The sequence below is a fragment of the Xanthomonas sp. DAR 35659 genome, assembly GCF_041242975.1.
Taxonomy (GTDB): domain Bacteria; phylum Pseudomonadota; class Gammaproteobacteria; order Xanthomonadales; family Xanthomonadaceae; genus Xanthomonas_A; species Xanthomonas_A medicagonis.
Window position 1 is genome coordinate 287,484 of the sequence record NZ_CP162488.1, and the last position, 25,961, is coordinate 313,444.

General features: G+C 71.2%; 22 protein-coding genes. 16 read left to right on the top strand and 6 right to left on the bottom strand.

Features of this window, described 5'->3' with window-relative positions; genetic code table 11:
* Positions 1 to 22 precede the first annotated feature (22 nt).
* From AB3X07_RS01285 to AB3X07_RS01325, 9 genes are all read left to right on the top strand, one after another.
* Positions 23 to 655 (top strand): AAA family ATPase, encoded by a 633-nt coding sequence (locus tag AB3X07_RS01285; RefSeq protein WP_369942049.1) that lies wholly within the window; start codon positions 23 to 25, stop codon positions 653 to 655.
* Positions 656 to 670: 15 nt separating this feature from the next.
* Positions 671 to 1,147, top strand: coding sequence for a SixA phosphatase family protein (locus AB3X07_RS01290; protein WP_369944611.1), 477 nt, complete (start codon positions 671 to 673; stop codon positions 1,145 to 1,147).
* Positions 1,148 to 1,182: 35 nt separating this feature from the next.
* Positions 1,183 to 1,752, top strand: coding sequence for a YceI family protein (locus AB3X07_RS01295; RefSeq protein ID WP_369944612.1), 570 nt, complete (start codon positions 1,183 to 1,185; stop codon positions 1,750 to 1,752).
* The gene (locus tag AB3X07_RS01300; RefSeq protein ID WP_369942051.1) at positions 1,749 to 3,752 is read left to right on the top strand and encodes a phospholipase D family protein; all 2,004 of its coding nucleotides are present in this window, start codon (positions 1,749 to 1,751) and stop codon (positions 3,750 to 3,752) included. Before AB3X07_RS01295 ends, AB3X07_RS01300 begins: the two co-directional genes overlap by 4 nt.
* Before the next feature lie 165 nt (positions 3,753 to 3,917).
* Complete coding sequence (locus AB3X07_RS01305) at positions 3,918 to 4,337, top strand: hotdog fold thioesterase (protein WP_369942053.1); 420 nt, start codon at positions 3,918 to 3,920, stop codon at positions 4,335 to 4,337.
* A gap of 180 nt (positions 4,338 to 4,517) precedes the next feature.
* Complete coding sequence (locus AB3X07_RS01310) at positions 4,518 to 5,312, top strand: lysophospholipid acyltransferase family protein (RefSeq protein WP_369942055.1); 795 nt, start codon at positions 4,518 to 4,520, stop codon at positions 5,310 to 5,312.
* A 70-nt stretch (positions 5,313 to 5,382) separates the two neighbouring features.
* Positions 5,383 to 6,372, top strand: a complete 990-nt coding sequence (locus tag AB3X07_RS01315) for a YheT family hydrolase (protein ID WP_369942057.1) — start codon at positions 5,383 to 5,385, stop codon at positions 6,370 to 6,372.
* Between the two features lie 180 nt (positions 6,373 to 6,552).
* Positions 6,553 to 8,625 carry a tetratricopeptide repeat protein gene (locus AB3X07_RS01320; RefSeq protein ID WP_369942059.1) on the top strand — a complete coding sequence of 691 codons (2,073 nt, stop codon included), beginning with the start codon at positions 6,553 to 6,555 and terminating at the stop codon, positions 8,623 to 8,625.
* A 20-nt stretch (positions 8,626 to 8,645) separates the two neighbouring features.
* Positions 8,646 to 9,257: a YbhB/YbcL family Raf kinase inhibitor-like protein gene (locus tag AB3X07_RS01325; protein ID WP_369942060.1), complete on the top strand. Its 612-nt coding sequence runs from the start codon at positions 8,646 to 8,648 to the stop codon at positions 9,255 to 9,257.
* A gap of 434 nt (positions 9,258 to 9,691) precedes the next feature.
* Here the strand turns inward: AB3X07_RS01325 and AB3X07_RS01330 are convergent, their stop codons facing one another.
* Positions 9,692 to 10,483 carry an undecaprenyl-diphosphate phosphatase gene (locus tag AB3X07_RS01330; protein ID WP_369942062.1) on the bottom strand — a complete coding sequence of 264 codons (792 nt, stop codon included), beginning with the start codon at positions 10,481 to 10,483 and terminating at the stop codon, positions 9,692 to 9,694.
* A 222-nt stretch (positions 10,484 to 10,705) separates the two neighbouring features.
* Between AB3X07_RS01330 and glnA the strand changes: the two genes are divergently transcribed.
* From glnA to ntrC, 5 genes are all read left to right on the top strand, one after another.
* Positions 10,706 to 12,115: a type I glutamate--ammonia ligase gene (glnA, locus tag AB3X07_RS01335; RefSeq protein WP_369942064.1), complete on the top strand. Its 1,410-nt coding sequence runs from the start codon at positions 10,706 to 10,708 to the stop codon at positions 12,113 to 12,115.
* A 331-nt stretch (positions 12,116 to 12,446) separates the two neighbouring features.
* Positions 12,447 to 12,785 (top strand): P-II family nitrogen regulator, encoded by a 339-nt coding sequence (locus AB3X07_RS01340; protein WP_003470522.1) that lies wholly within the window; start codon positions 12,447 to 12,449, stop codon positions 12,783 to 12,785.
* Positions 12,786 to 12,804: 19 nt separating this feature from the next.
* The gene (locus AB3X07_RS01345) at positions 12,805 to 14,241 is read left to right on the top strand and encodes an ammonium transporter (protein WP_369942066.1); all 1,437 of its coding nucleotides are present in this window, start codon (positions 12,805 to 12,807) and stop codon (positions 14,239 to 14,241) included.
* Positions 14,242 to 14,542: 301 nt separating this feature from the next.
* On the top strand, positions 14,543 to 15,580 hold the full coding sequence (locus AB3X07_RS01350; protein ID WP_369942068.1) for a two-component system sensor histidine kinase NtrB: 1,038 nt from the start codon (positions 14,543 to 14,545) through the stop codon (positions 15,578 to 15,580).
* 10 nt (positions 15,581 to 15,590) lie between these two features.
* Positions 15,591 to 17,021 carry a nitrogen regulation protein NR(I) gene (ntrC, locus tag AB3X07_RS01355; RefSeq protein WP_369942070.1) on the top strand — a complete coding sequence of 477 codons (1,431 nt, stop codon included), beginning with the start codon at positions 15,591 to 15,593 and terminating at the stop codon, positions 17,019 to 17,021.
* 177 nt (positions 17,022 to 17,198) lie between these two features.
* On the opposite strand, the gene AB3X07_RS01360 is transcribed toward ntrC, so the two are convergent.
* The 4 genes from AB3X07_RS01360 to AB3X07_RS01375 all read right to left on the bottom strand — a co-directional run bounded on the left by AB3X07_RS01360 (position 17,199) and on the right by AB3X07_RS01375 (position 23,776).
* Positions 17,199 to 19,265: a hypothetical protein gene (locus AB3X07_RS01360; protein WP_369942072.1), complete on the bottom strand. Its 2,067-nt coding sequence runs from the start codon at positions 19,263 to 19,265 to the stop codon at positions 17,199 to 17,201.
* Between the two features lie 16 nt (positions 19,266 to 19,281).
* The gene (locus AB3X07_RS01365) at positions 19,282 to 22,053 is read right to left on the bottom strand and encodes a TonB-dependent siderophore receptor (protein WP_369942074.1); all 2,772 of its coding nucleotides are present in this window, start codon (positions 22,051 to 22,053) and stop codon (positions 19,282 to 19,284) included.
* A gap of 218 nt (positions 22,054 to 22,271) precedes the next feature.
* On the bottom strand, positions 22,272 to 23,243 hold the full coding sequence (locus tag AB3X07_RS01370) for a FecR family protein (RefSeq protein WP_369942076.1): 972 nt from the start codon (positions 23,241 to 23,243) through the stop codon (positions 22,272 to 22,274).
* Positions 23,240 to 23,776: an RNA polymerase sigma factor gene (locus tag AB3X07_RS01375; protein ID WP_369942077.1), complete on the bottom strand. Its 537-nt coding sequence runs from the start codon at positions 23,774 to 23,776 to the stop codon at positions 23,240 to 23,242. Before AB3X07_RS01375 ends, AB3X07_RS01370 begins: the two co-directional genes overlap by 4 nt.
* Before the next feature lie 158 nt (positions 23,777 to 23,934).
* Between AB3X07_RS01375 and AB3X07_RS01380 the strand changes: the two genes are divergently transcribed.
* Positions 23,935 to 24,516 carry a superoxide dismutase family protein gene (locus tag AB3X07_RS01380; RefSeq protein WP_369944614.1) on the top strand — a complete coding sequence of 194 codons (582 nt, stop codon included), beginning with the start codon at positions 23,935 to 23,937 and terminating at the stop codon, positions 24,514 to 24,516.
* A 67-nt stretch (positions 24,517 to 24,583) separates the two neighbouring features.
* The gene (locus AB3X07_RS01385) at positions 24,584 to 25,213 is read left to right on the top strand and encodes a superoxide dismutase family protein (protein ID WP_369942079.1); all 630 of its coding nucleotides are present in this window, start codon (positions 24,584 to 24,586) and stop codon (positions 25,211 to 25,213) included.
* Between the two features lie 174 nt (positions 25,214 to 25,387).
* Here AB3X07_RS01385 and AB3X07_RS01390 read toward each other — a convergent pair whose 3' ends face one another.
* Entirely contained in the window at positions 25,388 to 25,954 is a 567-nt protein-coding gene (locus AB3X07_RS01390; RefSeq protein WP_369942081.1) for an NADAR family protein, read from the bottom strand.
* Positions 25,955 to 25,961 lie beyond the last annotated feature (7 nt).

Below are 25,961 nucleotides of genomic sequence, written 5' to 3' on the forward strand. Positions count from 1 at the left end.
CTTCCCCGGAAGCGAGGCGCGCATGAAGACGATCCTGGTGGCCGGCTCCAAGGGCGGGGTGGGCAAGACCACCGTCGCCACGCACCTGGCCGCGTACTACGCGCTGGCCGGCAAGCGCACGGTCATCGCCGATGCCGATCCGCAGGGGTCCTCCACGCGCTGGGCCGAACGCCGCGCCGGCCTGGACAGCGCGGTGCTGCCGATCGACGCCAGCCGCAAGCGCACCTGGCGCGCAGCCCTGCCCGACGACGCGCAGCGGGTGATCGTCGATGCCGCCGCCGGCGCCATGGCCGAGGATCTGGCCCCATTCCTGGACGAGGCCGACGCGGTGGTGGTGCCGGTGATGCCCTCGGCGCTGGACATCGAGGCCACCGTCGGCTTCCTCAACACCCTGGCCAAGGTGCCGCGGGTGCACCAGCGCAAGCTGCCTGTCGGGCTGGTGCTGAACCGCACCAAGCCCTGGACCAATGCCACCCAGCAGGCGCTGCAGATGCTGGGCGAATGGCCCTACCCGGTGGTGGCGCAACTGCGCGACAGCCAGGCCTACGTGGTGCTGGTGGGGCTGGGCCGCAGCCTGTTCGACTACCACTCCGCCCAGGTCCGCGATCACCAGCAGGACTGGGAACCTCTGCTCAAGTGGCTCAAGAAGGCCTGACCGATGACGATCGTGTTGCGAGAAGTGATCCTGCTGCGCCATGCCCACGCCGAGCCGGCCGATACCGGCCAGGCCGACTTCGACCGGCCGCTGTCCCCGCACGGCCTGGCCGAGGCCGAGGCGGCCGGGCGCTGGCTGGTGGAGCAGCGGCTGGTGCCCGACCGCGTGCTGTGCTCGCCGGCGCGGCGCGCGCGCGAGACCCTGGAAGCGGTGCTGGGCCTGACCGGCTATGCCGAGCAGCGCCTGGAGCCGCGGGTCTACGAGGCCACCTCCGGGACCTTGGCCGCGCTGCTGGACGAGCATCGCGACGTCGAGCGCCTGCTGCTGGTCGGCCACAACCCCGGTCTGGAGCAACTGGCGGCGCTGATGCACAGCGGCCAGTCCGGCGACTACCGCGGCATGCCCACCGCCAGCGTGGCGGTGCTGACCGTGCCGCAGGAGGCGGCGATCGAACCGGGCGTGGCCCGGCTGACCGCGTTCTGGTGGCCCTGAACGCACCGCGCCGGCGCCCGCGTCCGGCGCTGTGCATGGCGCTGCTGTCGGCATGGCTGCTGCCGCTGTGCGGCAGCGCGCAGGCGCCGCCGCTGGCGCCCGGACAACATCTGTTCGATCCGGCGCAGTCGCGTTTCGGCTTCGAGATCCGCACCCGTTTCGGACAGCGCATCGAAGGCTTCTTCCCGCGCTACGAGGGCACCGTGCAGGTGCTGCCCGACGGCCGCCACCAGGTGCGCCTGCGCCTGTTCACCGCCTACGTGGAAATCCCCGGCAAGCCGCGCTACACCGGCTGGATGCGCGGCGAGGACTTCTTCGACGCGCCGCGCTACCCCACCGTGTCCTTCGACTCGCAGCCGATCGCCCCGCAGGTGATCGACAAGGGTGGCCCGGTGCCCGGCACCCTGACCATTCGCGGCGTCAGCCACCCCGAGGTGCTGACCGTCATGCCGGCCGCATGCAGCCGCCCAGGCTATGATTGCGATGTCATCAGCCGCGGTACGGTATTGCGTGGACGTTACGGAATGGACAAGTGGGATCTGGCCTTGAGCGACCGGGTCACGTTCGTGCTGCGCGCGAGGTTGACGGAAGCGGGCGCTCCGTGACCGTCCTGCTGAGGGTTCTGGTGCTGGCGGCGCTGCTGCTCGGCAGCGGTTGCGCGAGCCTGTCGCAGGCCCAGCACGGCCGCGCCGTGGCGATCGCCGAGGCCGCGCGCGACAGCCGCGTCGACTGCGCCCACGCCGACCATTGCGCGCTGGCCTCGCCGTTGCGCGGGCTGGCCGGCAAGGCCTTCGCCGCGTCCACCGACGCCGACCCGCACCATTACGCGACGATCCTGGACCATGGCGAGGAAGCGCTGGTGGCGCGGATCAACCTGATCCGCAGCGCCAGCCGCAGCATCGACCTGCAGACCTACATCTTCGACAAGGACGACAGCGCGCGGCTGGTGATGGACGAACTGCTGGCCGCGGCGCGGCGCGGGGTCCAGGTGCGGGTGCTGATCGACCAGCTCTCGGCGATCTCCGACCTGCAGATCCTCGGCGCCCTGGCCGGCGCGCACCAGAATTTCTCGCTGCGCATCTACAACCCCACCTTCGGCCTGGCCAAGCCCAACTACCTGCACTACGCCGCCAGCGTGCTGTGCTGCTTCCGCCGCTTCAACCAGCGCATGCACAACAAGTTGCTGGTGATCGACGATGCGATCGGCGTGGTCGGCGGGCGCAACTACCAGGACGACTATTACGACTGGGACGCCGAATACAACTTCCGCGACCGCGACGTGCTGGTTGCCGGCCCGGTGGCGCGGTCGATGGCCGCCAACTTCGACGCCTACTGGGCGGCGCGGCGCAGCGTGCCGGTGGCGCGGCTCAACGACGTCGGCAAGCTGCTGCTGCGCGACGGCGTGCCGGCGATGCCGCCGGCGCAGTTCCTGCGCCCGGAGCGCGTCCAGCGGGTCAGCGAGGAAGCCGCCGACCCGGCCTTCGTCGCCGATGCGTTCGTGCTGCCGGCGCTGCCGGTGCGGCATGTGGACTACGTCGCCGACCTGCCGCAGAAGCATCGCCGCGAGCACGGCCCCAAGGCGATCTCGACCGCGCCCAAGCTGGACAAGCTGATCGCCGGCGCCAAGCAGGAAATCATCCTGCAGACGCCGTACCTGGTGCTGTCGGACCCGGCGCAGGAGATCTTCCGCGACCTGCGCAAGCGCGCGCAGCCGCCCAAGGTGATCGTGGCCACCAACAGCCTGGCCGCCACCGACAACCCGGTGGTGTATGCGCTGTCGTACAAGTACAAGCGCCGCAACCTGCGCGAGCTGGGCTTCGACATCTACGAGTACAAGCCGTTCCCGCTGGACGCGCCGGTGAACTACGCCAACCTGCTGCCGGCACCGCCGCTGCAGGGCGAGGTGCCGGGAGACGGGAGCGAGACCCGCGACGCCGCCGGGGGCGGGCGCAACGGGCTGCTGGGCGGCAGCGCCGCCGGGCGCAGTTCGCTGCTCGGCAGCGGCAGCGGCGGGCCGTCCGGCAACCGCGCCGACGGCAGCGAGGTCGAACGCCGCGTGCTGCGCACCGAGACCCGTCCGTCCTACCTCAGCCGGCGCATCGCCAACCGGCCGCTGCCGGTGACCCGCGACGGCGCGCGCATGGGCCTGCATGCCAAGTCGCTGGTGGTGGACCGCCGCGTCGGCGTGATCGGCACCCACAACTTCGATCCGCGCAGCGAGACCTACAACACCGAAGGTGCGGTGATCGTCGACGATCCGGCGTTCGCGCAGGCGCTGGCGGCCAGCATCGGCCGCGACATCGAGCCGGAGAACTCCTGGGTGGTGGCGCCGCGGGTCAAGCCGCCGGTGCTGTCGGGCCTGAACTACAGCATGGGCAAGGTCTCCGAGGCGCTGCCGGTGCTGGATTTCTGGCCCTGGCGCTACGCCACCGACTACGACTTCCAGCCCGGCCCGGACTGCCCGGCGCCGCTGACCCGGCGCGATCCGGGCTTCCACCGCTGCTACGCCGCGGTCGGCGACTTCCCCGAGGTCAACGTCGGGCCGAAGTGGCTGCTGGTGCGGATGCTGACGGCGTTCGGCTCCGGGTTGGTGCCGATTCTTTGAGGGGCGGGGATTCGGGATTGGGGATTGAGGATTCGTAAAAGCGGATCCCTGCGACCGGAGGCCTCGTCCTGGCGCGATAATGTCGGCGCCGGGGATGCCGCTCTTGCGAATCCCCAATCCCCAATCCCCAATCCCGAATCCCGAATCCCGAATCCCGGCCCTCCAATGTCCTTCCGCGACCCCGTCGATCTCGATGCTCTCAACGCCGCCTCCCGCGACACCCTGATCGCGCATCTGGGCATCGTCTTCACCGAGGCCGGGCCGGACTGGCTGCGCGCGACCATGCCGGTCGATGCGCGCACGCTGCAGCCGTACGGGCTGCTGCACGGCGGCGCCTCGGTGGTGCTGGCCGAGACCCTGGGCAGCAGCGCCGGCAACCTGTGCGCGGAACCGGGCCGGATCTGCGTGGGGCTGGAGATCAACGCCAACCATCTGCGCGCCGCGCGCAGCGGCACGGTCACCGGCACCGCGCGGCCGCTGCACGTGGGTCGCGCCACCCAGGTCTGGGAGATCCGTATCGAGGACGCGGCCGGCAAGCCGGTGTGCGTGTCGCGGCTGACGCTGGCGGTGATCGACCGGACCTAGGGATCGTCCCGATCCACGCACGCCGCGCGCCGCGCCGGCACGCGACCCCGTGGCGAACGCACGCCGCTCGATGAATCGCCGATATGCCCAGGACGGTGCGTTGCCGCGGCCGCGCCGCAAACCGTCTTCATGCTGACACAATAGCCAGCTTCTCCCCCGGCTTCCGGTACCCTTGTCCGAATGAGCGAGTTCTCCCCACCCGCCACGCGCCGACACGGTGGGGCGCTGCGCTGGGTTCGTTACGGCTACCGTGTGCCGCTGCTGGCCTTGCATGTGCTGTTTTCGCTGCCGTTCCTGCTGGTGTGCATGGCGCTGTCGCCCGGCCGCGCCGGCACCGAATCCTTCGGCGACCGCGTGGTCTGCTGGTGGTCGACCTGGCTGTTGCGCATCTTCGGCTTGCGCGTGCGCCGCATCGGCACGCCGCTGCCCAACCCGGTCCTGTTCGTCGCCAATCACGTCAGCTGGATCGACATCGTGATGCTGCACAGCCAGCGCATGATGGGCTTCGTCGCCAAGCGCGAGATCGCCGGCTGGCCGCTGGTCGGCTGGCTGGCCGCGCGCGGGCAGACCATCTTCCACCAGCGCGGCAGCACCGAATCGCTGGGCGGGGTGCTGCAGGCGATGCTGGAACGGCTGCGCTCCGGGCGCTCGGTCGGCGTGTTCCCGGAAGGCCGTACCCGCGGCGGCCACGACGTCGGCCCGTTCCACGCGCGGATCTTCCAGGCCGCGGTGGAGGCCGAGGTGGCGGTGCAGCCGGTGGCGCTGCGCTACGGCGCTGGCGGATCGGCGCAGACCGTCGTCGCGTTCGGCCCGCACGAGAGCTTCTTCGCCAACTTCCTGCGCCTGCTCGGCGAGCCCGGCGCGGTGGCCGAAGTGCATTTCCTGGAGCCGATCCGGCTGCAGGACGTGGAAGGGCGCCGGCGCATCGCCGAGATCTCGCGCGCGCGCATCATCGCGGCGATGGCGCAGCGCTGACCATGCGGCATCGCGGCCCGGACGATTTGACGCATTGCTCCAATCACCTGGCGCAAGCTCGCGAGCGATGATGAACGCCGCCGATTATTCCCCCCCGCGGTGGCTGCGCAACCCGCACCTACAATCGGTGCTGGGTTCCAGCGTGTTGCGCGTGCGCCGCGGCGAACAGCTGCTCGCCGCCAGCGGGGCGACCACCACCTCGCACATCCTCGATGGCGGCGACGGCGTGCGCCTGCAGGGCTGGCTGAGCGTGCCGGCCGGGGCCGAGCCGCGTGGGACCGTGCTGCTGTTGCACGGCTGGGAGGGCAGCGCCGACTCCAGCTACATGCGCCTGACCGCCGCGCAGATGCTGGCGCGCGGTTACCAGGTGTTCCGGCTCAACTTCCGCGACCACGGCGGCACCCACCACCTCAACGTCGACCTGTTCCATTCCGATCGCCTGGACGAGGTGGTCAACGCCGCCGGCGACCTGTGGCGGCGCTTCCCGGCCCCGACCCTGCTGGCCGCCGGTTATTCGCTCGGCGGCAACTTCGCGCTGCGCCTGGCCATGCGCGCGCCGGCCGCCGGCCTGCCGCTGCGCCACGTGGCCGCGGTGTGTCCGTTGCTGGATCCGGCCACCACCATGCAGCGGATCGAGAACGGCCCGCAGTTCTACGACTGGTACTTCCGCCGCAAGTGGCGCGAATCGCTGCTGCGCAAGCGCGAACTGTTCCCCGACCGGCACGGCTACGACGACGCCACCCTGGCTCTGGACATGCGCGAACTGATGGGCTGGCTGGCGCAGCGGCACGCCGGCTTCGCCAGCCTGGAAGCCTACTTCGACAGCTATTCGATCGCCGGCGACCGCCTGCTGGGCCTGACCGTGCCGGCCGACATCCTGATGGCCGAGGACGACCCGGTGATCCCGCTGGACGATTTCCGCAGCTGGCGCCTGCCGCCGCCGGCACGGCTGGAGATCGCGCGCTGGGGCGGGCATTGCGGCTTCATCGAGAACGCGCGCGGCGACGGCTTCGCCGAGCGCTGGGTGGCCGAGCGCCTCACCGAAGGCCTGACGGACTGATCCTGACGGACTGCCGGGCACGCCGGCCAGGCGATGCCCCTGGCCCGGCGCTGGGCCGTGCCCGATTGCGCTGCGCTCCCGCTGGCGCGCCGCGTCCCATACCGGCAGGCCCGGTCGGCGCCGGCCCGGGCGGCGAGAGCGTCCCGCTACAATGCCGGTTTGCCCCGAGCCGGACCCTCCATGCAAGAGCACATTCTCGACGCCCTGCGCCGCCAGGCCAATGCCGATGCCCTGCGCATCGCCCAGGACTGGGTGGCCGACGCCGCCGACGACGCGCAGGCGCACCGGTGGCTGGCGCTGGCGCAGCAGCAGAACGGTGACGCCGCCGCCGCGCTGGCCAGCATCGACCAGGCCATCGCGCTGGCGCCGGAAGACGCCGGCCTGCACCTGCTGCGCGCCGGCATGCTGCTCGGCGCCAACGACCTGGCCCAGGCCGAGGACGCCCTAGCGCGCACCGCCGCGCTGGATCCGAACCAGTTCCTGGCCTACGTGATGCGCGCGCACCTGGCGCTGGGCCGCGGCGATCTGGACGAAGTGGAGCGGCTCAGCCGCACCGCCGCGCGGCTGGATCCGGAGCATCCGCAACTGCTGGGCCTGGACGGCATGCTGGCGCTGCGCCGCGGCGACGCCGATCGCGCGCTGGCGCTGCTGTCGCAGGCCAGCAAGGCGCTGCCCGACGATCCGCGGCTGCTGTACGCGCTGGGCTTCGCCTACCTGGAGAAGCAGCACCTGGCCTTCGCCGAGACCGCGTTCCGCCGCGTCGCCGCGCTGACCTCCGGCACCAGTGCGCTGATGGCGCTGGTCGCGCAGTTGGCGCATCGCCAGGGCCGCCTCGACGACGCGATCGCGGCGCTGGACACGGTGCTGGCCGATCCGGTCAGCGACACCGCCGGCATGCGGCGCCTGGCCGGCGAATACGCGCTGCAGGCCGGGCGCCCGGACGTCGCGCTGGAGCACCTGCGGCGCGCGCTGGGCGTGGCCCCGGCCGACCGCCGCACCCTGCACGCGGCGCTGATCGCCTGGCAGCGGCTGGGCGCGGTCGACGACGCCCGCGCCACCCTGGAGGCGGCGTTGGCCACCACGTCCGACGCGCACGAACTGTGGCTGGCGCGGCTGGCGCTGGAGCCGATCGGCGGCGCCGAGGCGCGCGCGCTGATCGCGCGCTGGCAGGCGGCGATGCCCGAGCACGTGCCGGCGCTGGAGGCGCAGTTGCGGGTACACGACATGGCCGACGAACGCGATCAGGCCGAAACGGTGGCGCGGCGCATCGTGGCGCTGGAGCCGGGTCGCCTCAGCGGCGAGGAACGCATCGTCGAGGCACTGCTGGAGCGCGGCGCGCACGACGCGGCGATCGACCACGTGCGCGGGCTGATGCTGCGCCTGCCCGAGAACGAACAGACCCGCGTGCGGCCCTGGCTGGCGGCGGTGCAGGATGCCGCCGGGCGCCCGCACGAGGCGCTGGCGACCTGGCTGACCTTCCAGCAGGAGCAGTTGCCGCACCTGCTGCCGCTGCCGCCGCTGGGCCAGGCGCCGGCGCAGTGGCCGCCGCTGGGCGAGATCGACCCGCAGGCGCGCGCGCGGCCGCTGTTCGTGTGGGGCGCGCCGGGCAGCGGCGTGGAGCGGCTGATCGCGGTGCTGGGCGCCTCCAGCCAGGTGCTGCGCAGCGACCGCTTCGGCACCCAGCCGCCCACCGACGGCTTCCAGCGCTATCGCACCATCGCGCAGCTGGACGGCGGCGAACTCGACGGCGCGGCGCTGCTCGCCGAGTGGCGCGCGCAATTGCCGGCGCGCGGCATCGACGACGGCAACATCGTCGATTGGCTGCTGTGGTGGGACAACGCGCTGCTGCGCGCGCTGCGCCCGCACCTGCCGGAAGGCCGGTTGCTGATCGCCCTGCGCGACCCGCGCGACATGTTGCTGGACTGGCTCGCCAACGGCGCGCCGGCGCCGCTGGGGCTGGCCTCGCCGGAGGCCGGCGCGCAGTGGCTGGCGGCGCTGCTGGCGCAGGTCGCCGACCTGCACGAGCAGGACCTGTATCCGCACCGGTTGTTGCGCCTGGACGGGATCGAGGCCGACCCGGCGGCGGTGGCCGCGGCGCTGGAGCAGGCGTTCGGGGTTCCGTTCCCGACCGTGCCCACGCTCGGCCCGCCGCGCCTGCCGGCCGGTCACTGGCGCGCCTACGCGGCGCCGCTGGCGGCCGCGTTCGCCCTGCTCACGCCGGTCGCCGTGCGGCTTGGCTACGCTGAAACCTGATCCCCCAAGGAGCATTCCGCATGCGTCTTCGCAGTGACAGCATCCAGCCCGGCAAGCCGATCCCCGCGACCTACGCGATGGGCCAGGCCGACGGCTTCGCCGCCAACCGCAACCCGCACCTGGCTTGGGACGCGGTGCCGGCCGGCACCGCGTCGTTCGTGCTGCTGTGCATCGACCCGGACGTGCCGACCGTGGCCGAGATGGTCGGCCGCGACGACGTGCAGATCCCGGTCGAGCAGCCGCGCACCAATTTCGTGCATTGGGCTGCCGTTGAGATTCCGGCCGACGTGCGCGCCATCGCCGAGGGCAGCGCCAGTGATGGCGTGGTCGCCAAGGGCAAGCGCCAGCCGCCCGGCCTGCCCGGCGCGCGGCAGGGGTTGAACAGCTACACCGACTGGTTCGCCGGCGACGCCCAGATGGGCGGCGACTACTACGGTTACGACGGCCCGTATCCGCCGGCCAACGACCTGCGCCTGCACCGCTACTTCTTCCGCCTGTTCGCGCTGGACGTGGCCACGCTGGACCTGCCGGCCCGCTTCACCGCCGCCGACGCGCTGCGCGCGATGCAGGGCCATGTGCTGGGCGAGGCCAGCCTGTACGGCACGTACAGCCTGAATCCCAAGCTCGCCTAAGCCGGCCTAAGCCCCTCTCCCATCGGGAGAGGGGTTGGGGTGAGGGTAAGGCGCGAAAGCGTCTCGCGGAGTGTGGGCGCACGAGACTGCGCCCGTACCCTCATCCGCCCCTACGGGGCACCTTCTCCCGAAGGGAGAAGGAAGAGCCGCTAGCCCCTCTCCCACCGGGAGAGGGGTTGGGGTGAGGGTCCGGCGCGAAAGCGTCTCGCGGAGTGTGGGCGCACGAGGCTGCGCCCGTACCCTCATCCGCCCCTGCGGGGCACCTTCTCCCGAGGGGAGAAGGAACAGCCGCTAGCCCCTCTCCCACCGGGAGAGGGGTTGGGGTGAGGGTCCGGCGCGAAAGCGACGCGCGGAGTGTGGGCGCACAAGGCTTCGCCCGTCCCCTAATCCGGCGCTGCGCGCCACCTTCTCCCGCTCTGGGAGAAGGTGGCGCCTCACGCCCCCGGCAGCAACAGCAGCAGTGCCACGCCCAGCACGATGCGATACACCGCGAATGCAGTGAAGCGGTGCGACTTGATGTAGCCCAGCAGCCACTTCACCACGACGAAGCCGGTCACCACCGCGGCGGCGAAGGCGATGGCGACATCGCCCCAGTCCTCGCTGCCCAGCGCGCCGTCCTTGTACAGCTCCAGGAACGAGTAGCCGCTGGCCGCGAACATGGTCGGGATGCCGACCATGAACGCGAAGTCGGCCGCCGCCGAGCGCTTGCTCAGGCCCAGCAGCATCGCCAGGAAGATCGTCGCCGCCGAGCGCGAGGTGCCGGGGAACACGCCGGCCACCACCTGCGCCAGGCCCACCGCGATCGCGACCTTCCAGGTCACCGTGTCGCGCTCCGGCAGGCGCGCGGCGAAATGCTCGGCCACCAGCATCCATATGCCGCCGATCACCAGCGCCCAGGCCACCGGATGCACCGTGTCCGGCAACTGCCAGCCGGCCTTGCGCACCACCAGGCCGACCACCGCGGTGACCAGGAACGCGGCGCCCAGCTTCATCACGTAGTCGCGATTGGCGCGGTCGCCCAGGCCGGTGGCCAGCGTCCACAGCCGCTGCCGGAACACCAGGGTGGTGGCCAGGATCGCGCCGGCCTGGATCACGATGTTGAAGAAGTCCGAGCGGCGGCCGAGCCATTGCTCGGCGATCAGCAGGTGGCCGGTGCTGGAAATCGGCAGGAATTCGGTCAGGCCTTCGATGATGCCCAGCAGCAGGGCGGAAAACATGTCGCTCATGGGGGAGGAGGACTCGTGGGGGAGGGAGAGCCGGGAAAGGATAGAGCATTGTTTTGCGCACCATTTAAGTGCGCAGAATCAGAACTGCACCGATGTGGTGCGACGCGGCCGCCCTGTTGGCGTGCGTCCTTCACCAGAATCAAGGACTTGTGAATACATCACAGTTGGCATGCCGATTGCTGTCATGCCAGCCAAGTCATTCACCAACCCGAGGTTGCATCGATGTCTGCGGAAACTATTGAGAAGCTGGTCAAGGACAACAAGGTCGAGTTCGTCGACCTGCGGTTCGTCGATATGCGCGGCGTGCAGCAGCACGTGACCTTCCCGGTCAGCATCATCGAGCCGGCGCTGTTCGAGGAAGGCAAGATGTTCGACGGCAGCTCGATCGCCGGCTGGAAGGGCATCAACGAGTCCGACATGGTCCTGCTGCCCGACGCCGACACCGCCTTCATCGACCCGTTCATGGCCGATCCGACCCTGGTGCTGACCTGCGACATCCTCGACCCGGCCACCATGCAGAGCTACGACCGCGACCCGCGCGGCGTCGCCAAGCGCGCCGAGGCCTACCTCAAGTCCAGCGGCATCGCCGACCAGGCGTTCTTCGGCCCGGAGCCGGAATTCTTCATCTTCGACGGCGTGCGCTTCGGCAACGAGATGGGCCACACCTTCTTCAAGATCGATTCGGAAGAAGCGGCCTGGAGCAGCGGCAGCAAGATCGAAGGCGGCAACAGCGGCTACCGTCCGGCGGTCAAGGGCGGCTACTTCCCGGTGCCGCCGACCGATTCGCTGCAGGACCTGCGCGCGGAGATGTGCAAGACCCTGGAGCAGGTCGGCATCGAGGTCGAAGTGCACCACCACGAGGTGGCCACCGCCGGCCAGTGCGAGATCGGCACCAAGTTCAACTCGCTGGTGAAGAAGGCCGACGAACTGATGATGATGAAGTACATCATCAAGAACGTGGCCTACCGCAACGGCAAGACCGCGACCTTCATGCCCAAGCCGATCGTCGGCGACAACGGCTCGGGCATGCACGTGCACCAGTCGCTGGCCAAGGGCGGCACCAACCTGTTCTCCGGCGACGGCTACGGCGGCCTGTCGCAGCTGGCGCTGTGGTACATCGGCGGCATCTTCAAGCACGCCAAGGCGATCAACGCCTTCACCAACTCCGGCACCAACAGCTACAAGCGCCTGGTCCCGGGCTTCGAGGCGCCGGTGATGCTGGCCTACTCGGCGCGCAACCGCTCGGCCTCGTGCCGCATTCCGTGGGTCTCCAACCCGAAGGCGCGCCGCATCGAGATCCGCTTCCCCGATCCGCTGCAGTCCGGCTACCTGACCTTCGCCGCGCTGATGATGGCCGGCCTGGACGGCATCAAGAACCAGATCGACCCGGGCGCGCCCAGCGACAAGGATCTGTACGACCTGCCGCCGGAAGAGGAGAAGAAGATCCCGCAGGTGTGCTCCAGCCTCGACCAGGCGCTGGAAGCGCTCGACGCCGACCGCGAGTTCCTCAAGGCCGGCGGCGTGTTCAGCGACGACTTCATCGACGGCTACATCGCGCTGAAGATGCAGGAAGTGACCAAGTTCCGCGCCGCAACGCACCCGCTGGAATACCAGCTGTACTACGCGAACTGAGTTCCACGCGCGGCGGTGGCGAAGGTTTCCCCTCCCTCCTTCGTCATCGCCGCCACCTACTCGGCTGGGGAGCCGGGCGGGTGGTTCGCGCCCGAATCGATCGCAACAGTTGGTTGTGTCCAGGGGATGCACCACGAAAGACCGCGCTTGCGTGCCGTGGGCCACGCTCCCTCCCACGTCGCCGTCGCCGACGCACCGCGTGTGCGCCGCGCCACGGCGTGATCCGCGGCACGCACCGCGCAGCAGGACGGCGCCGCCGGGCGGCGCCGACGCCATGCAAACTGCCGGCACGCGTTCGCCAGCCGGTTCCTTCCACCAACGGGGTATGCGCATGAAACTGATCACCGCCATCATCCGGCCGTTCAAGCTCGACGAGGTCCGCGAGGCCTTGTCGCAGGCGGGCGTGTCCGGCATCACCGTCACCGAGGTCAAGGGCTTCGGTCGGCAGAAGGGCCACACCGAGCTGTACCGCGGCGCGGAGTACGTCGTCGATTTCCTGCCCAAGATCAAGATCGAGACCGTGGTGACCGACGAACGCCTGGACGCCGTGGTCGAGGCGATCCAGACCGCGGCCGGGACCGGCAAGATCGGCGACGGCAAGATCTTCGTCACCGCGATCGAGCAGGTCATCCGGATCCGTACCGGCGAAATCGGCGCAGATGCGCTCTAACCCCACTCTGGAGCCCTTCATGAAGACAGGTCTGTTCTCCGGGTGGAAGGCCCGGTTCTACGCGGTGTGCATGCTGATGCTGGTCAGCGCGATGGCGGCGGGCGTGCCGGTCACGGCGTTCGCCCAGGCCGAGGTGACGCCGGCACCGACGCCGGACGTGGTCACCGAACAATTGACCCCGCCGGCGGCGCCGGCCGCCGCCGCCGCGCCCGCCGCCGCCGCGCCGGTGGTGGAGAAGGGCGACGTCGCCTGGATGCTGACCTCCACCGTGCTGGTGCTGCTGATGGTGGTGCCGGGCCTGGCGCTGTTCTACGGCGGCATGGTCCGCGCCAAGAACGTGCTGTCGGTGCTGATCCAGGTCGCGGTGGTGTTCTCGCTGATCGCGGTGCTGTGGGTGGTCTACGGCTACAGCCTGGCCTTCTCCGGCGAAGGCCCGTGGGTGGGCAACCTGGACAAGGCGTTGCTGAAAGGCGTGACGATCGAGAGCCTGGCGGCGACCTTCACCAAGGGCGTGAGCCTGCCCGAGTACGTGTTCGTCGGCTTCCAGCTGACCTTCGCCGGCATCACCGGCGCGCTGATCGTCGGCGCCTTCGCCGAGCGCGTGAAGTTCGGCGCGGTGCTGCTGTTCACGGTGATCTGGTTCACCTTCGGCTACCTGCCGCTGGCGCACATGGTCTGGGCCACTGGCGGCTACCTGTTCGACAAGGGCGCGCTGGACTTCGCCGGTGGCACCGTGGTGCACATCAATGCCGGTATCGCCGGCCTGGTCGGCGCCTACTTCGTCGGCAAGCGCACCGGGTTCGGCCGCGAGGCGATCAAGCCGCACAACGTGACCCTGACCTTCGTCGGCGCCTCGCTGCTGTGGGTGGGCTGGTTCGGCTTCAACGCCGGCTCCAACCTGGAAGCCAACGCCGGCGCGGCGCTGGCCTTCCTCAACACGCTGCTGGCCACCGCCGCCGCGATCCTGGGCTGGTCGCTGACCGAGAAGATCATCAAGGGCAAGTCCTCGGCGCTGGGCGTGGCCTCGGGCATGGTCGCCGGCCTGGTCGGCATCACCCCGGCCTGCGGCACCGTCGGGCCGTTCGGCGCGATCGCCATCGGCTTGGCCGCCGGCGTGCTGTGCGTGTGGGGCGTCACCGGACTCAAGCGCCTGCTCGGGGCCGACGACAGCCTGGACGTGTTCGGCGTGCACGGCCTGGGCGGCATCATCGGCGCGATCCTGACCGGCGTGTTCTCCGCCGCGTCGCTGGGCGGGCAGAAGGGCGGCGACTACAGCATCGGCCACCAGGTGCTGATCCAGGCCGAAGGCGTGCTGATCACCCTGGTGTGGATCGGCGTGGTCTCGGTGGTCGGCTTCCTGGTCGCCAAGCTGGTGTTCGGCCTGCGCGTGCCGGAAGAAGCCGAGCGCGAAGGCCTGGACATCACCTCGCACGGCGAATCGGCCTACGAGTCCTGAGCAAGACCGGCCCGCGACCGCAGGTCGCGGGCCGTTGCGGCAATCCCGCCCGCGACCGGCCGCGCCGATCCTGGCGGCCTGAGGCCATCGCCGGCGCTCCCTGGGGCGGAACGACGGCAGTTTTTCAGCGATCGAGGTATTCCTGCGTGGCCGCCAGCCTCGCCCGACCCCAACTTCTTCCTTGCTCCGTCGTCGGCGCCGCGTGCGCACCGGTGACGATGGCAGCGGTGGCAGCAATCGCCCGCGATGCCGGCCAGTGCCGGCCAGCGCGCGCCACCCCGCTTTGCACTACATTGGTGCAATGCCCATGACCTCACCTTCGCCCTCGCTCCACGCCCTCGGCACCCCGGTGGCCTGGGCCGACGCCGACGGTCGCCTGCTCGGCGTCAATCCGGCCTTCGCGCGCTGGCTCGGGGTCAGCGCGCGGCGCCTGCTCGACCAGCCGCTGGCCTCGCTGGAGGTGCAGGGCGATGCGCTGGCGCGGTTCCTGCGCAACCACGAGCGCGACGTGCTGCGCCTGCACCGCATGGCGCTGGCCGTGCCCGGCGAGCCGCCGCGCTTCGCCGAAGGCTGGCTGGCGCGGATGGACGACGGTGGCTGGCTGCTGGAAGCGCATCCGGTCGACGAGTTTCCCACCCTGGACCCGGCGCAGGCGCTGCCCAACGCGCTGGGCGCGGCGCTCAAGGGCCTGGCCCACGAACTGCGCAATCCGCTGGCCGGACTCAAGGGCGCCGCGCAGTTGTTGGCGCGGCGGGCGCAGCACCGCGACGAGGACGAGCGCGAACTGATCGAGCTGATCGGCGCGGAGATCGAGCGGCTCAACAGCCTGCTCGACCAGTTGCTGTCGCCGGCGCCGGCGCGGCCGCACGCCATGCTCAACATCCACGCGGTGCTGGAGCGGGTGCTGCGCCTGGCCGAGAACGAAGGCGGCTGGTCGGTGCGCCTGCAGCGCGACTACGACCCGAGCATCCCCGAATTCCTCGGCGATGCCGACCGCCTCACCCAGGCGGCATGGAACCTGGTGCGCAACGCGATCCAGGCCGGCGCCGCGCAGATCACCCTGCGCACCCGCGTCGAGCACGGCCAGCGCATCCGCGACCGCGTGCACGCGCGCGGCGTGCGCCTGGAAATCGTCGACGATGGCCGCGGCGTGCCGGAGGAACTGGCCGAGCACCTGTTCCTGCCGCTGGTCAGCGGCCGCGCCGAGGGCAGCGGGCTGGGCCTGGCGCTGGCCCAGCAGGTGGCGCGCGAACATGCCGGTTCGCTGAGCTTCCGCTCCCGCCCCGGGCATACCGTCTTCACCCTGTTGCTGCCGCAGGCCGCAGCGGATCCCGACTAGGAGCATCGCGATGACCCAATCCCCGCACGGAGCGCAACGCATCTGGGTGGTCGACGACGACCGGTCGGTCCGCTTCGTGCTGTCCACCGCGCTGCGCGACGCCGGCTACAGCGTGGATGGCTTCGACAGCGCCGCCGCGGCGCTGCAGGCGCTGGCGCAGCGGCCCTCGCCGGATCTGCTGTTCACCGACGTGCGCATGCCCGGCGACGACGGCCTGGTGCTGCTGGACAAGCTCAAGGCCGCGCATCCGCAGTTGCCGGTGATCGTGATGTCCGCCTACACCGACGTGGCCAGCACCGCCGGCGCGTTCCGCGGCGGCGCGCACGAATTCCTGTCCAAACCGTTCGACCTGGACGATGCGGTGGCGCTGGCCGCGCGCGCGCTGCCCGACGCCGGTGCCGATGCCGGTGCGGAGGCGGCAGCGCCGGCGCCCAGCCAGGGCAGCGCCGAATTGATCGGCGACACCCCGGCGATGCGCGCGCTGTTCCGCGCCATCGGCCGGCTGGCGCAGGCGCCGCTGTCGGTGCTGATCAACGGCGAGACCGGCACCGGCAAGGAACTGGTCGCGCATGCGCTGCACAACGAATCGCCGCGCGCGCGCAAGCCCTTCGTCGCGCTCAACACCGCCGCGATCCCTGCCGAACTGCTGGAGAGCGAATTGTTCGGCCACGAGGCCGGCGCCTTCACCGGCGCCCAGCGCCGCCACATCGGCCGCTTCGAGCAGGCCGACGGCGGCACCCTGTTCCTCGACGAAATCGGCGACATGCCGTTGCCGTTGCAGACCCGGCTGCTGCGCGTGCTGGCCGAGAACGAATTCTTCCGCGTCGGCGGGCGCGAGCTGATCCGGGTCGACGTGCGGGTGATCGCCGCCACCCATCAGGACCTGGAGGCGCTGGTCGAACAGGGCCGCTTCCGCGCCGACCTGCTGCACCGGCTGGACGTGGTGCGCTTGCAGTTGCCGCCGCTGCGCGAGCGCCGCGCCGACGTGCCGCAACTGGCCGAGAACTTCCTGGCGATGGCCGCGCGCAAGCTCGACACCCCGCCCAAGCGGCTGGCGCCGGCGGCGCTGGACGCGCTGCGCGGCTACGCCTGGCCGGGCAACGTGCGCGAACTGGAGAACGTGTGCTGGCGCCTGGCGGCGCTGGCGCCGGCCGAAATCATCGACGCGCACGACGTGGACGCGGCCTTGCTGCGTGGCAGCCGTCGCGAGCGCGTGGGCGAGGGCGGCGAATGGGACGCGCAACTGTCGGCCTGGGCGCAGCAGCGCCTGGCCGAGGGCGCCGAAGGCCTGCACGCCGAAGCCCGCGAGCGCTTCGACAAGGCCCTGCTGGAAGTGGCGCTGCGCTTCACCCAGGGCCGCCGCGCCGAAGCCGCCGCGCGCCTGGGCGTGGGCCGCAACACGGTGACGCGCAAGCTGGGGCCCGGTCGGCGCCGGCGTTGAAGGCCCGCTTGCAGCGGGCCTTGGGAGTCGGGAATCGGGAATGGGGAATCGGAACAGCGGTCCGGCGCAGGTGAGCGATTAGTGCCGCGCACGACCTCACCTGCATTCCGTAACGCGCGCCGCGGATAGCTTTTTGCGATTCCCGATTCCCGATTCCCGATTCCCGACTCCCGGCATTCAAGGCCGCAACGCCAAGAACACCGTGCTCCACAGTTGCGCGGCATTGGATTCGTCCGCGTCGCCGTGGTCCTGGCCGAACGCGCGCACCGCGTAACGGCCGTCGCGGTAGGTCCACGACCATAGCTCCGAGGTGCGCACCTCGCGCGCCGCGTCGATCGCCGTCCACAGCCGCTGACGCGCCGCCAGCAGGCGCGCGCGGGTCGCCGCGGGCAGGTCGCTGCGTCGCAGCTGACGCTCCAGGCCGGCGGCCAGCACCGCCTGCTGCCACGACCACACCACGGTGCCGTGGTACGCATCGGCGCCGAACTGCGCCTGCAGCGCCGGCGCATACGCGGGATTGGCCACCAGCAGCCCGACATCGGTCATCAGCCCGGCCGGGAACGGCCGCAGCTGCGCGTCGACCAACGCATTCAGCGCGTCCGCGGACGGGTCCAGGAACAGCAGCGCGAATCCGCCATCGGAATGCAGCACCGGCAGCGGCTGTCCGGCGGCGTCCAGCGCCAGGGCGGCGAAGCGCAGCGGCGTGCGCGGCAGCGCGGCCAGCGCCGGCGCCGGATCCACGCCGGTCGCGGCCGCGTACGCGGCGACCGCGGCACGCGCCTGTTGCGGCGTGCGCGCGACCGCGAACAGTGCCGGCGCATGCCGCTGCCAGCGTTCGGCGAACCCGGCCGCGCGCTGCAGACGCTGCGCCTGTGCCGGATCCAGATACGGCTGTAGCAGGCCCTGCGCCTGCAGCCGCGCGATCGCCTGCAGCGCCGCCGGCACGAACACCGCATTGACGTCGTAGGCATAGCGGCCGCCGCCCAGCCCGTGCTCGCTGTCGCGCCACTGTCCGGCGCTGTGGCCCGGCTGCAGGGCGATCAGGCGATCCCAGCGCGGCGTCTGCGCGAACGCGGCGCTGCGCTCCACCACCCAGGCCAGGTTGCGCGCCAGCGCGGCGCCGTAGCGCTCGCCGTCGGGGGTGGTGCGGGCCAGGAACGCGGCGGCGCGTGCGCGCCCGTCGGCGCTGTCCAGCAGCCAGGCCGCCATCACCGGCGCGAGCATGAAGTCGTCGTCGACCATGCCGTAGTCGTAGATCGGCGTGGCGTCGTCGCGGCCGTCGCGCCGGCGATGGCGCAGCACCGCGAATTCGCCGATGTCCTCCTCGTGCGCGACTTGGCCGTCGCGGTCCAGCCGCGCCAGCACCGCGCCGAGCCCGGCCTCCACCGCGTCCGGCGCCAGTGCCGGCAGCAGCAGGCGCAGCGACATCAGCGTGTCGCGACCGAAGTAGGTGTCGAAGCGCCAGGAACCGGCCAGCAGCTTCTCGCGGTAGCTGAGGAAGGCCAGCGCCTGGCGGCTGCGCGGATCGCCGCCGGCGGCCGGCGCGAACAGCTGCGCCGTGTCCAGCGGGGTCAGCGGCGGCTCGCCGGTCAGCGCGCTGAAGCGCACCCGCAGCGGCCTGTCCGCAGGCGCGTGCAGCACGATCGGTTGGCCGGCGCGGGCCTCGATGCGGCCGTCGAGCACCTTCAGGTCCAGCGCGTAGCCGGCCGCGCCGTCGAGCCGGTCGCGTGCCCAGCGCAAGCGCTGGCCGTCGCGCACCGGCGCGGCGGCCACCGCGTCCGGGCGCTTGCCCAGCGCTTGGAAGTCGCGCAGCACGCGCACGCTGCCGAGCACCGCCTCGCGCACCGTCAACGTGGCCGCGTCGCTGCTGGCCTCCAGCGCCACGCCGCGCAAGGTGCGTCCGTGCGCGTCGGTACGAACCAACTCGTGCGGTTCGCCCTGGGCCTGCCACTGCACCGGCGCGGCGCTGGCCGCGAACCACAGCCCGGCGCCGCTGTTGCCGGCCGGGAACGCCGCCAGCAGCCGCGGCTGCGTGCCGGAGGTCAGCAGCACGTGCGCGGCGACCGGCCCGTGCCGGTAGAAGTAATTGGCGTTGCGGCCTTCGCGGATCTGGAAGCGCAGGATCTCGCCGCTGCCGCTGTCGGCCTGCGTGGTGGCTGGCGCCTGCGCGGCGAGGGCAGGGCCGCACAGCGCCATCGACAGCGCCAGCGCGACGCCGGCGCTGCGGCGGAAAAGAACGGGCATGGCGGGGGGCCCTCGCTCAGAAGTCGTAGGTCAGGCTCAGCAGCAGGTTGCGGCCCAGGATCGGCCGCGCGTAGAAAGCGCCGGACGCGCCGCTGTTCTCGGCGAAGCCCGAGCGCGGATTGCCTTCGGTCAAGCCCACCTCGTCGGTCAGGTTGTCCAGGTTCGCCTGCAGCTGCCACTTCGGCGTGAGCCGGTACGTCACCCCCGCGCTCCACACGCCGTAGCTGGGCAGCTCCAGGCTGTTGGCGATGTCCGAATACATCTTGTCCAGGTAGTGGTAGGACAGGTAGATCTCGCCGCGTCCGTCGGGCAGCAGCAGGCTCGGGGTCACGGTGACGTTGACCGGCGGCGTGCGCTCGGGCTTGTTGCCGTCGAACAGCCGCGCGAAACCGGTGCCCTGGTCGTCGTTGACCTGGACCTCGGAGCGTTGCACCACGCCGGTGGCCTGCAGCTGGAAGTAGCGCGCCGGCTTCCACAGCACGTCGAACTCCACGCCGTTGGAGACGATGTCCGAGTAGAAGCGCACCTCGGTCGCCGCGCCCGGCGGCAGGCGCGAGAACAGGAAATCCTTGTAGGTGGTGCGGAAGCCGGTCAGCGAGGCGGTCAGCACGCGGCTCTGGTAGCGCAGGCCGACCTCGCCGAAGTCGATCTTGACCGGATCGAAGCGGCCGTTGGCCTGGAAGCCGCGCGCATAGCGCGCATACAGCGCGAAGTTGTCGGTCAGCAGGTAGGTGCCGCCCAGGGTCGCGGCGGTCTCGGTGAAGCCGCCATCGTAGTGCCGGTAGTTGCCGGTGAACGCGCCGCCGCCGAACTGCGCCAGGTAGTTGTTGGCGATGATGGTGTCGACGTCGTTGCCGTTGGCGTCGAACGCGCCGGCGATCGGCTGCATCGGCGTGGAGATGCCTTCGTAGAAATCGATGTCGTAGCGCTCCACGCGCACGCCGCCGTCGATGCGCAGGCGCTCGGTGGCCTGGAACTCGTCGTTGAGGTACAGCGAGAACGAATCGGCGCTGTAATGGTTGTTGCTGTCGCCCCAGTTGCTGTAGTTGAGCAGGCCGTTCTCGGTCAATGAGCCGACCGCGTTGCCGGCGGCGTCGAGCGCGACGATGTCCATGCGGTCGGGCCGGTTGCGCACCTCGCTGACGAAGGTCGAGGCGCCGATGTTGGAATCGCGCACCCGGCTGTGGAAATACAGCAGGCCGGCGGTGAAGCTGTTGCGCTCGTCGTGCCAGGTCAGGCTGGCGTCGTTGACGAATTCTTCCACGTCGCGGCGGTTGTCGCCGGTGATGCTGTGGGTGACCAGGCCGTTGCCGTTGAGCGCGTTCAGCGCATCGGCGCCGGCGATCACCTCGCCGTTGCGGACCCGGCGCAACCCGGCGGTCACCGCGCCCTGCGCGGCGAAGCGGTCCAGCAGCACGCCGATGTCGCCGAAGTTGGCGCGGTCCAGGCGATAGGTCGCCGGCACCAGCGAGGCGTTGTCGGAACTGAACACCGAATTGAAATCGCTCTTGAAGTCGGTGTAGCGGCCCTTGGAGCGGAACGTCAGGCCATCGTTGATGTCGTATTCGACGTGATAGCCGGGCGCCACCGCGGTGACATGCACGCCGTCGCGCAGGTCGTGGCGCTGCCAGCTACGCCCGGAGGCCGGCGCGGTGCGCACGTCCATCACCGCATTGTCGCGGCTGAGCATGGTGCCGGTGCTGGCATCCAGGCCGGGCACGCCGCGCGGATCGCCCGGGTCCTGCAGCGGGATCGGCAACTGGAAGGTGTTGTGGTCGTCGACCAACTTGAGGCTGAAGCCGAATTCGCCGCGCTCGAACATGCGCCCGATCGCGGCGCGGAAGATGCCGCCGTGGTCGCCGGTGAAGCCCGGGTCGCGCACCCCGTCGGCGCGGCGGTAGAAGCCGCCGACGCTGTACTGCCAGTTGGCGTCGATCGGCCCGCCCTGCCACAGGTCGATGCGGCGCGTGCCGAAGTAGGAGGTGGTCAGGCGCAGCGTGCCTTCCGGCTCGGCGCCGGGCTTGCGGGTCAGGAAGTTGACCGTGGCGCCGGCGCCGTTGGCGGTGAGGATGCCGGAGGTGCCGCCGCGCACCGCCTCCATGCGGTCGATGCTCACCTCCTGCTTGAGGATCGTGTCGGCCAGCGCATTGGTGTAGAACACCGGCAGCCCGTCCTCGGACAGCTGCACGAATTGCTGGCTGCCGCCGGGCATGCCGCGCACCGAGAAGTTGTTGGAGATCTCGCCGCCGGAGGCTTCCACGAACATGCCCGGGATCAGCTCCAGCGCCTGCGCGGTGCTGCGCGGCGCCTTGCGTTCCAGCGCCTGCTGGTCGGCCACGGTGATCGCCGAGGACGACTGCAGCACGGTGCGGTGCGCGGCGGTGGTCCCGGTGACGATCACCGCGTCCAGCGTCTGCGCGCCGCCGCTGGCCGGCGCCGCCTCGATCACCAGCACCCCGTTGCCGGCCGCGCGCGCGCTCAGCCCGGTCCCGGCCAGCAGCAGGTCCAGCCCTTCCTGCGCGCCGTAGCTGCCGCTGAGCGCGCTGCTGCGCTTGCCGGCGACCACCGCGCGGTCGTACGCCAGCTGTTGCTGGGAAACGCGGCCGAAGGCGGCCAGCGCGCCGGGCAGGTCCTGCGCGGGAATGTCGAAGGCGATGCGGGCGGCGGTCGGCGCCGGCGGCGATTGCGCCAGCGCCAGCGCCGGGGCGCTCAGCGACAGGGCCAGGCCGAACTGCAGGCAGGCACGCACGGCCTGGGAAAGCGGACGGGGACGCGACGATGGCGACATGACGGGCTCTCTCTCCTCATGGCAGGGACGGCGCCGCCGGCAAGGCGACGCGCTCGCTAGGAAGAACACGCACCAGTGGGGAAAACACACACTTGGGGCTGGGAATCGGGAATGGGGAATCGGAACAGCGGAAGGCGCGCGCGGTCGGCGGCAGCGCGTGCCTGGAATACGCTCTTGCGATTCCCGATTCCCGATTCCCGATTCCCGATTCCCGGCCCTCAACGCGCCTCGAGCACGATCGCCCCGGCGTCGCCGCTGCGTGCGCGCAGCGGCAGCACCGCGGTCACGCCGGAGACGAAGGCGGCGCTGTCCCCGGCCTTGAACATGCCGCTGACCCGCAGCTGCCCGGTGCTGCGGTCGGCCAGTCGCAGCTGCACCGGGCTGTAGCGGTTCACCCGCGCCACCGCGACCGCCAGCGGCTCGTCGTCGAACAGCAGCAGGCCGCTGCGCCAGGCCTGTTCCTGCGCCGGATCCACCCGCACCACGCGCGGCTGCGCGGCTCCCGGCGCGGCCGAGGTCCAGGCCTGGCCGGCGGCCAGCCGCTGCGGCGGCGCGGAGGCTTTGGCCGTGGCTACGCCGCGGTCCTGGTTTTCGATGCGCACGCTGCCTTCGTACAGCACCACCCGCACCTGCTCGCTGACCCGTTCGACGCTGAACGCGGTGCCGGTGGCGACCACGCGGCTGGCGCCGGCGTCGACCACGAATGGCCGCTCGCGCTGCTTGGCCACGCTGAACGCGGCGCGCCCGCGGCGCAGCCGCACTTCGCGCAGGCGGCCGCTGTAGCGCACCTCCACCTGGCTGTCGGCGTCCAGCGTCAGCGCCGAGCCATCGTCCAGCACCACCTGGCGCTGCTGCGCCAGCCCGGTGCGGTACACCGTCGGCGCCAACAGCCACCAGCTGCCGATCGCCGCCAGCGCCAGCGCCGCGGCCGCCGCCCAGGCCAGCGCCGGCCGCCGCGCGCGCTGCAGGTCGGTGCGCGCGGCGCGGCGCAGCGCCTGCACGCGCGGATGCGCGGCGGCGGCGCCGGTCATGTCCCAGGCGCGCTGCGCCCGCGCGAGCAGGCGCGCATGCGCGGGATCCTCCTGCAGCCAGCGCTGCAAGGCCTGCCGCTGCGCCGGCGACAGCTCGCCGCCGGCCAGCAGCAGGCACCAGCGCGCGGCGTCCTCGGCGCCGGCCTGCGCGCGGCTCACGGCGCACGCTCCATCAACTCCGCCAGTTCGGTCATGGCGCGCAACAGATGCTTCTGCACCGCGCTGACCGAGATGCCGTAACGGCTGGCGATCTGCGCCTGGCTCATGTTCTCCAAGCGGAACTGCAGGAAGATCGCGCGGGTGCGCGGCGCCAGCCGCTCCAGCGCATCGGCGACCTCGCCCAGCGCCTGGCGCCCGGCCAGCACCCGCGGCGGATCCAGCGTCTCCACCGCATGCTCGGCCGTCGCGCCTTGCCGCTGCCGATGCAGGCTGCGCACCTTCTCGCGGCGGGCGCGGTCGCGCAGCAGGTTGGTCGCGCTGCGGAACAGGTAGCCGTCGTCGCAGACCGCGCCGGGCGATGCGGCCAGATTGGCGAAGACCTGATGGGTCAGGTCTTCCGCCTCGCTGGGGTCGGCCACGCGATGGCGGAAGAACGACAGCAGCGCCGGCCGGCAGCGCTGGTACAGCGCGCTCAGCGCGCCGCCAGGCCATGCGGTCGTCGCCAGCGCGGGGCGGAGTTTGCGGGTCGCCATCGCGCCGGGACTATAGGTGCGGCGGCGCCGGCAGGCGTGACACAGTGCAGCAAAACGGCGTCCGCCGCGCGCCGGTTAGACTTGCGCGCGGCCGTAGCCTTCATGAGCTTTGAACGGCCATCCTTCTAGTTTCCGCTGCACAAGGAGCCAAAATGCCGATGCGTCACCGCTTGCATGCCATCGTAGGAAGCGCGTTGCTGGTGCTGGCCGGCTGCAGCAGCACGCCGCCGGCACCGCCCGCGCCGCCACCATCGAAGGCGCCGCCGCTGCCGCTCAGCGGCACCGTGCAGCAGGCGCAGGCCGTGCTGGCGCCGGCCTCCGGCAGCCTGGTCAGCGGCAAGCTGTCGCTGGTGGCCGCGCCCGGCGGGGTGCGCATCACCGGCATCCTCGGCGGCCTGCAGCCCAGCCGCGCGTTCGCCTTCCATGTCCACGAGCGCGGCGATTGCAGCGCGGCCGATGCCAGCAGCGCCGGCGGCCACTTCAATCCGCTTGGCGCGCCGCATGGCCGCGCCAACAGCGGCCCGCACCACGCCGGTGACATGGACAACCTCACCGCCACCGCCGACGGCACCGCGCAGGTCGACGTACTGCTGCACGGCGTGGTGCTCGGCGGTGGCGCGGCCAACGACATCGTCGGCCGCGCGCTGGTCGCGCATGCCGATCCCGACGACTACCGCAGCCAGCCGGCCGGCAACGCCGGCGCGCGCGTGGCCTGCGGCGTGATCCGCGCGCTGCGCTGACCGCTCATCCGCCCGGGTCTGCCCGGGCGTCCGTCCGCATTCCGCGGACCCAGCAAGGAGAACCTTCATGCGTACGCTTCCCACCGTGTTGTTCCTGGCCACCACGCTCGCGCTCGGTGCCTGCAAGCGCGAAGAACCCGCCGCGGACGCCTCCACCGCTGCCCCGGCGCCCGCCGCCGAGCCGGCTCCGGCGGCCGAACCGGCACCTGCGCCGGCCGCCTCCACCGCCGCCAGCGCCGCATTGAGCCCGACCCAGGGCAATCAGGTCGCCGGCGAGGTCAAGTTCAACGTGGTCGGCGGCGCGGTGCACGTCACCGGCACCATCACCGGGCTCAAGCCCAACAGCGAGCACGGCTTCCACATCCACGAATTCGGCGATTGCAGCGCGCCCGACGGCAGCAGCGCCGGCGGCCACTTCAACCCGGCCAAGACCGACCACGGCCAGGTCGGCGCCGATCCGCACCATGGCGGCGACATGCCCAACCTCAAGGCCGACGCCGAGGGCAAGGCCACGATCGACGCGCCGGTGTCCAACAACGTCAACATCGGCAAGGGCGATGGTTTCGACATCCTCAACCACGCGGTGATCGTCCATGCCGACCCGGACGACTACAAGACCCAGCCCACCGGCAACGCCGGCGGCCGCCTGGCCTGCGGCGTGATCAAGGGCGACGCGGCGGCAGCGCCGGCACAGTAAGACGGCGCGATCCCAGCGCCGAATCGCGATCGCGCAATGCAAACCGGCGCCCGGTCTCCGGGCGCCGGCCTCCCCGCCAGGCGCGGCACCGATACCGATGCGCACGCTGCAGCCAAGAAGTCGGCGAAGTGCCGCTGCAGCGGAGCGGTCGCACGCTGCGACCGCTCGCCAGTCTCAGGTGGTTCCTGATTTGGCCAGGTGCTGGCGGACGTGCATCAGTGCGAAGCCCAAGAGGTTGTCGCCCTGCCATTGCGCGGGGTCGGCTGCCCGCGGGTCGTCCGCCGCCAATTCAATCCCCCAAATCCGGTCGACCGGGCTGGCCTCGACCAAGACCCGTTCCTGAGTCGCGAGCAGGAACGTTCTCAGCACATCGTGCTGGCCGAATTTGCCGAGGTTTCCCTCGACGACCAACTGCATGCGTGCTCTGCGCCAGGTCTGCTCGTCGAAACCGCGGATCTGGCGACCAATCGCTTTCGCTTCGCCGGGATGAGATGCCGCAAGAATGCGTGCACAGGCGTCGTGATCGCCGAACAGGCGCGCCTTGCCGGCCATCATGTAGTGCTCGGCGGTCGGATAGGAGACCGCATCGAGCACGAAGGGCGCTTCGAACCATTGGCTGAAGCAGCTTCGGTCGATTTCGCCCGGCCGCTTTGGCGTGTGTCCCCAGAAGTACACGAATTTGAGGTGTTCGCCAGCGAGCAGGCGGGCACGCAACGCCGACACCGTCAAAAGATCGCGCATCTCAGCG

Coding starts and splice junctions, on each gene's coding strand:
- AB3X07_RS01375 (WP_369942077.1), bottom strand. CDS start 23,776: ATGGCGACCCGCAAACTCCGCCCCGCGCTGGCGACGACCGCATGGCCT.
- AB3X07_RS01285 (WP_369942049.1), top strand. CDS start 23: ATGAAGACGATCCTGGTGGCCGGCTCCAAGGGCGGGGTGGGCAAGACC.
- AB3X07_RS01340 (WP_003470522.1), top strand. CDS start 12,447: ATGAAACTGATCACCGCCATCATCCGGCCGTTCAAGCTCGACGAGGTC.
- AB3X07_RS01350 (WP_369942068.1), top strand. CDS start 14,543: ATGCCCATGACCTCACCTTCGCCCTCGCTCCACGCCCTCGGCACCCCG.
- AB3X07_RS01320 (WP_369942059.1), top strand. CDS start 6,553: ATGCAAGAGCACATTCTCGACGCCCTGCGCCGCCAGGCCAATGCCGAT.
- AB3X07_RS01310 (WP_369942055.1), top strand. CDS start 4,518: ATGAGCGAGTTCTCCCCACCCGCCACGCGCCGACACGGTGGGGCGCTG.
- glnA (WP_369942064.1), top strand. CDS start 10,706: ATGTCTGCGGAAACTATTGAGAAGCTGGTCAAGGACAACAAGGTCGAG.
- AB3X07_RS01360 (WP_369942072.1), bottom strand. CDS start 19,265: ATGCCCGTTCTTTTCCGCCGCAGCGCCGGCGTCGCGCTGGCGCTGTCG.
- AB3X07_RS01330 (WP_369942062.1), bottom strand. CDS start 10,483: ATGAGCGACATGTTTTCCGCCCTGCTGCTGGGCATCATCGAAGGCCTG.
- AB3X07_RS01295 (WP_369944612.1), top strand. CDS start 1,183: ATGGCGCTGCTGTCGGCATGGCTGCTGCCGCTGTGCGGCAGCGCGCAG.
- AB3X07_RS01325 (WP_369942060.1), top strand. CDS start 8,646: ATGCGTCTTCGCAGTGACAGCATCCAGCCCGGCAAGCCGATCCCCGCG.
- AB3X07_RS01305 (WP_369942053.1), top strand. CDS start 3,918: ATGTCCTTCCGCGACCCCGTCGATCTCGATGCTCTCAACGCCGCCTCC.
- AB3X07_RS01345 (WP_369942066.1), top strand. CDS start 12,805: ATGAAGACAGGTCTGTTCTCCGGGTGGAAGGCCCGGTTCTACGCGGTG.
- ntrC (WP_369942070.1), top strand. CDS start 15,591: ATGACCCAATCCCCGCACGGAGCGCAACGCATCTGGGTGGTCGACGAC.
- AB3X07_RS01385 (WP_369942079.1), top strand. CDS start 24,584: ATGCGTACGCTTCCCACCGTGTTGTTCCTGGCCACCACGCTCGCGCTC.
- AB3X07_RS01380 (WP_369944614.1), top strand. CDS start 23,935: ATGCGTCACCGCTTGCATGCCATCGTAGGAAGCGCGTTGCTGGTGCTG.
- AB3X07_RS01390 (WP_369942081.1), bottom strand. CDS start 25,954: ATGCGCGATCTTTTGACGGTGTCGGCGTTGCGTGCCCGCCTGCTCGCT.
- AB3X07_RS01315 (WP_369942057.1), top strand. CDS start 5,383: ATGAACGCCGCCGATTATTCCCCCCCGCGGTGGCTGCGCAACCCGCAC.
- AB3X07_RS01365 (WP_369942074.1), bottom strand. CDS start 22,053: ATGTCGCCATCGTCGCGTCCCCGTCCGCTTTCCCAGGCCGTGCGTGCC.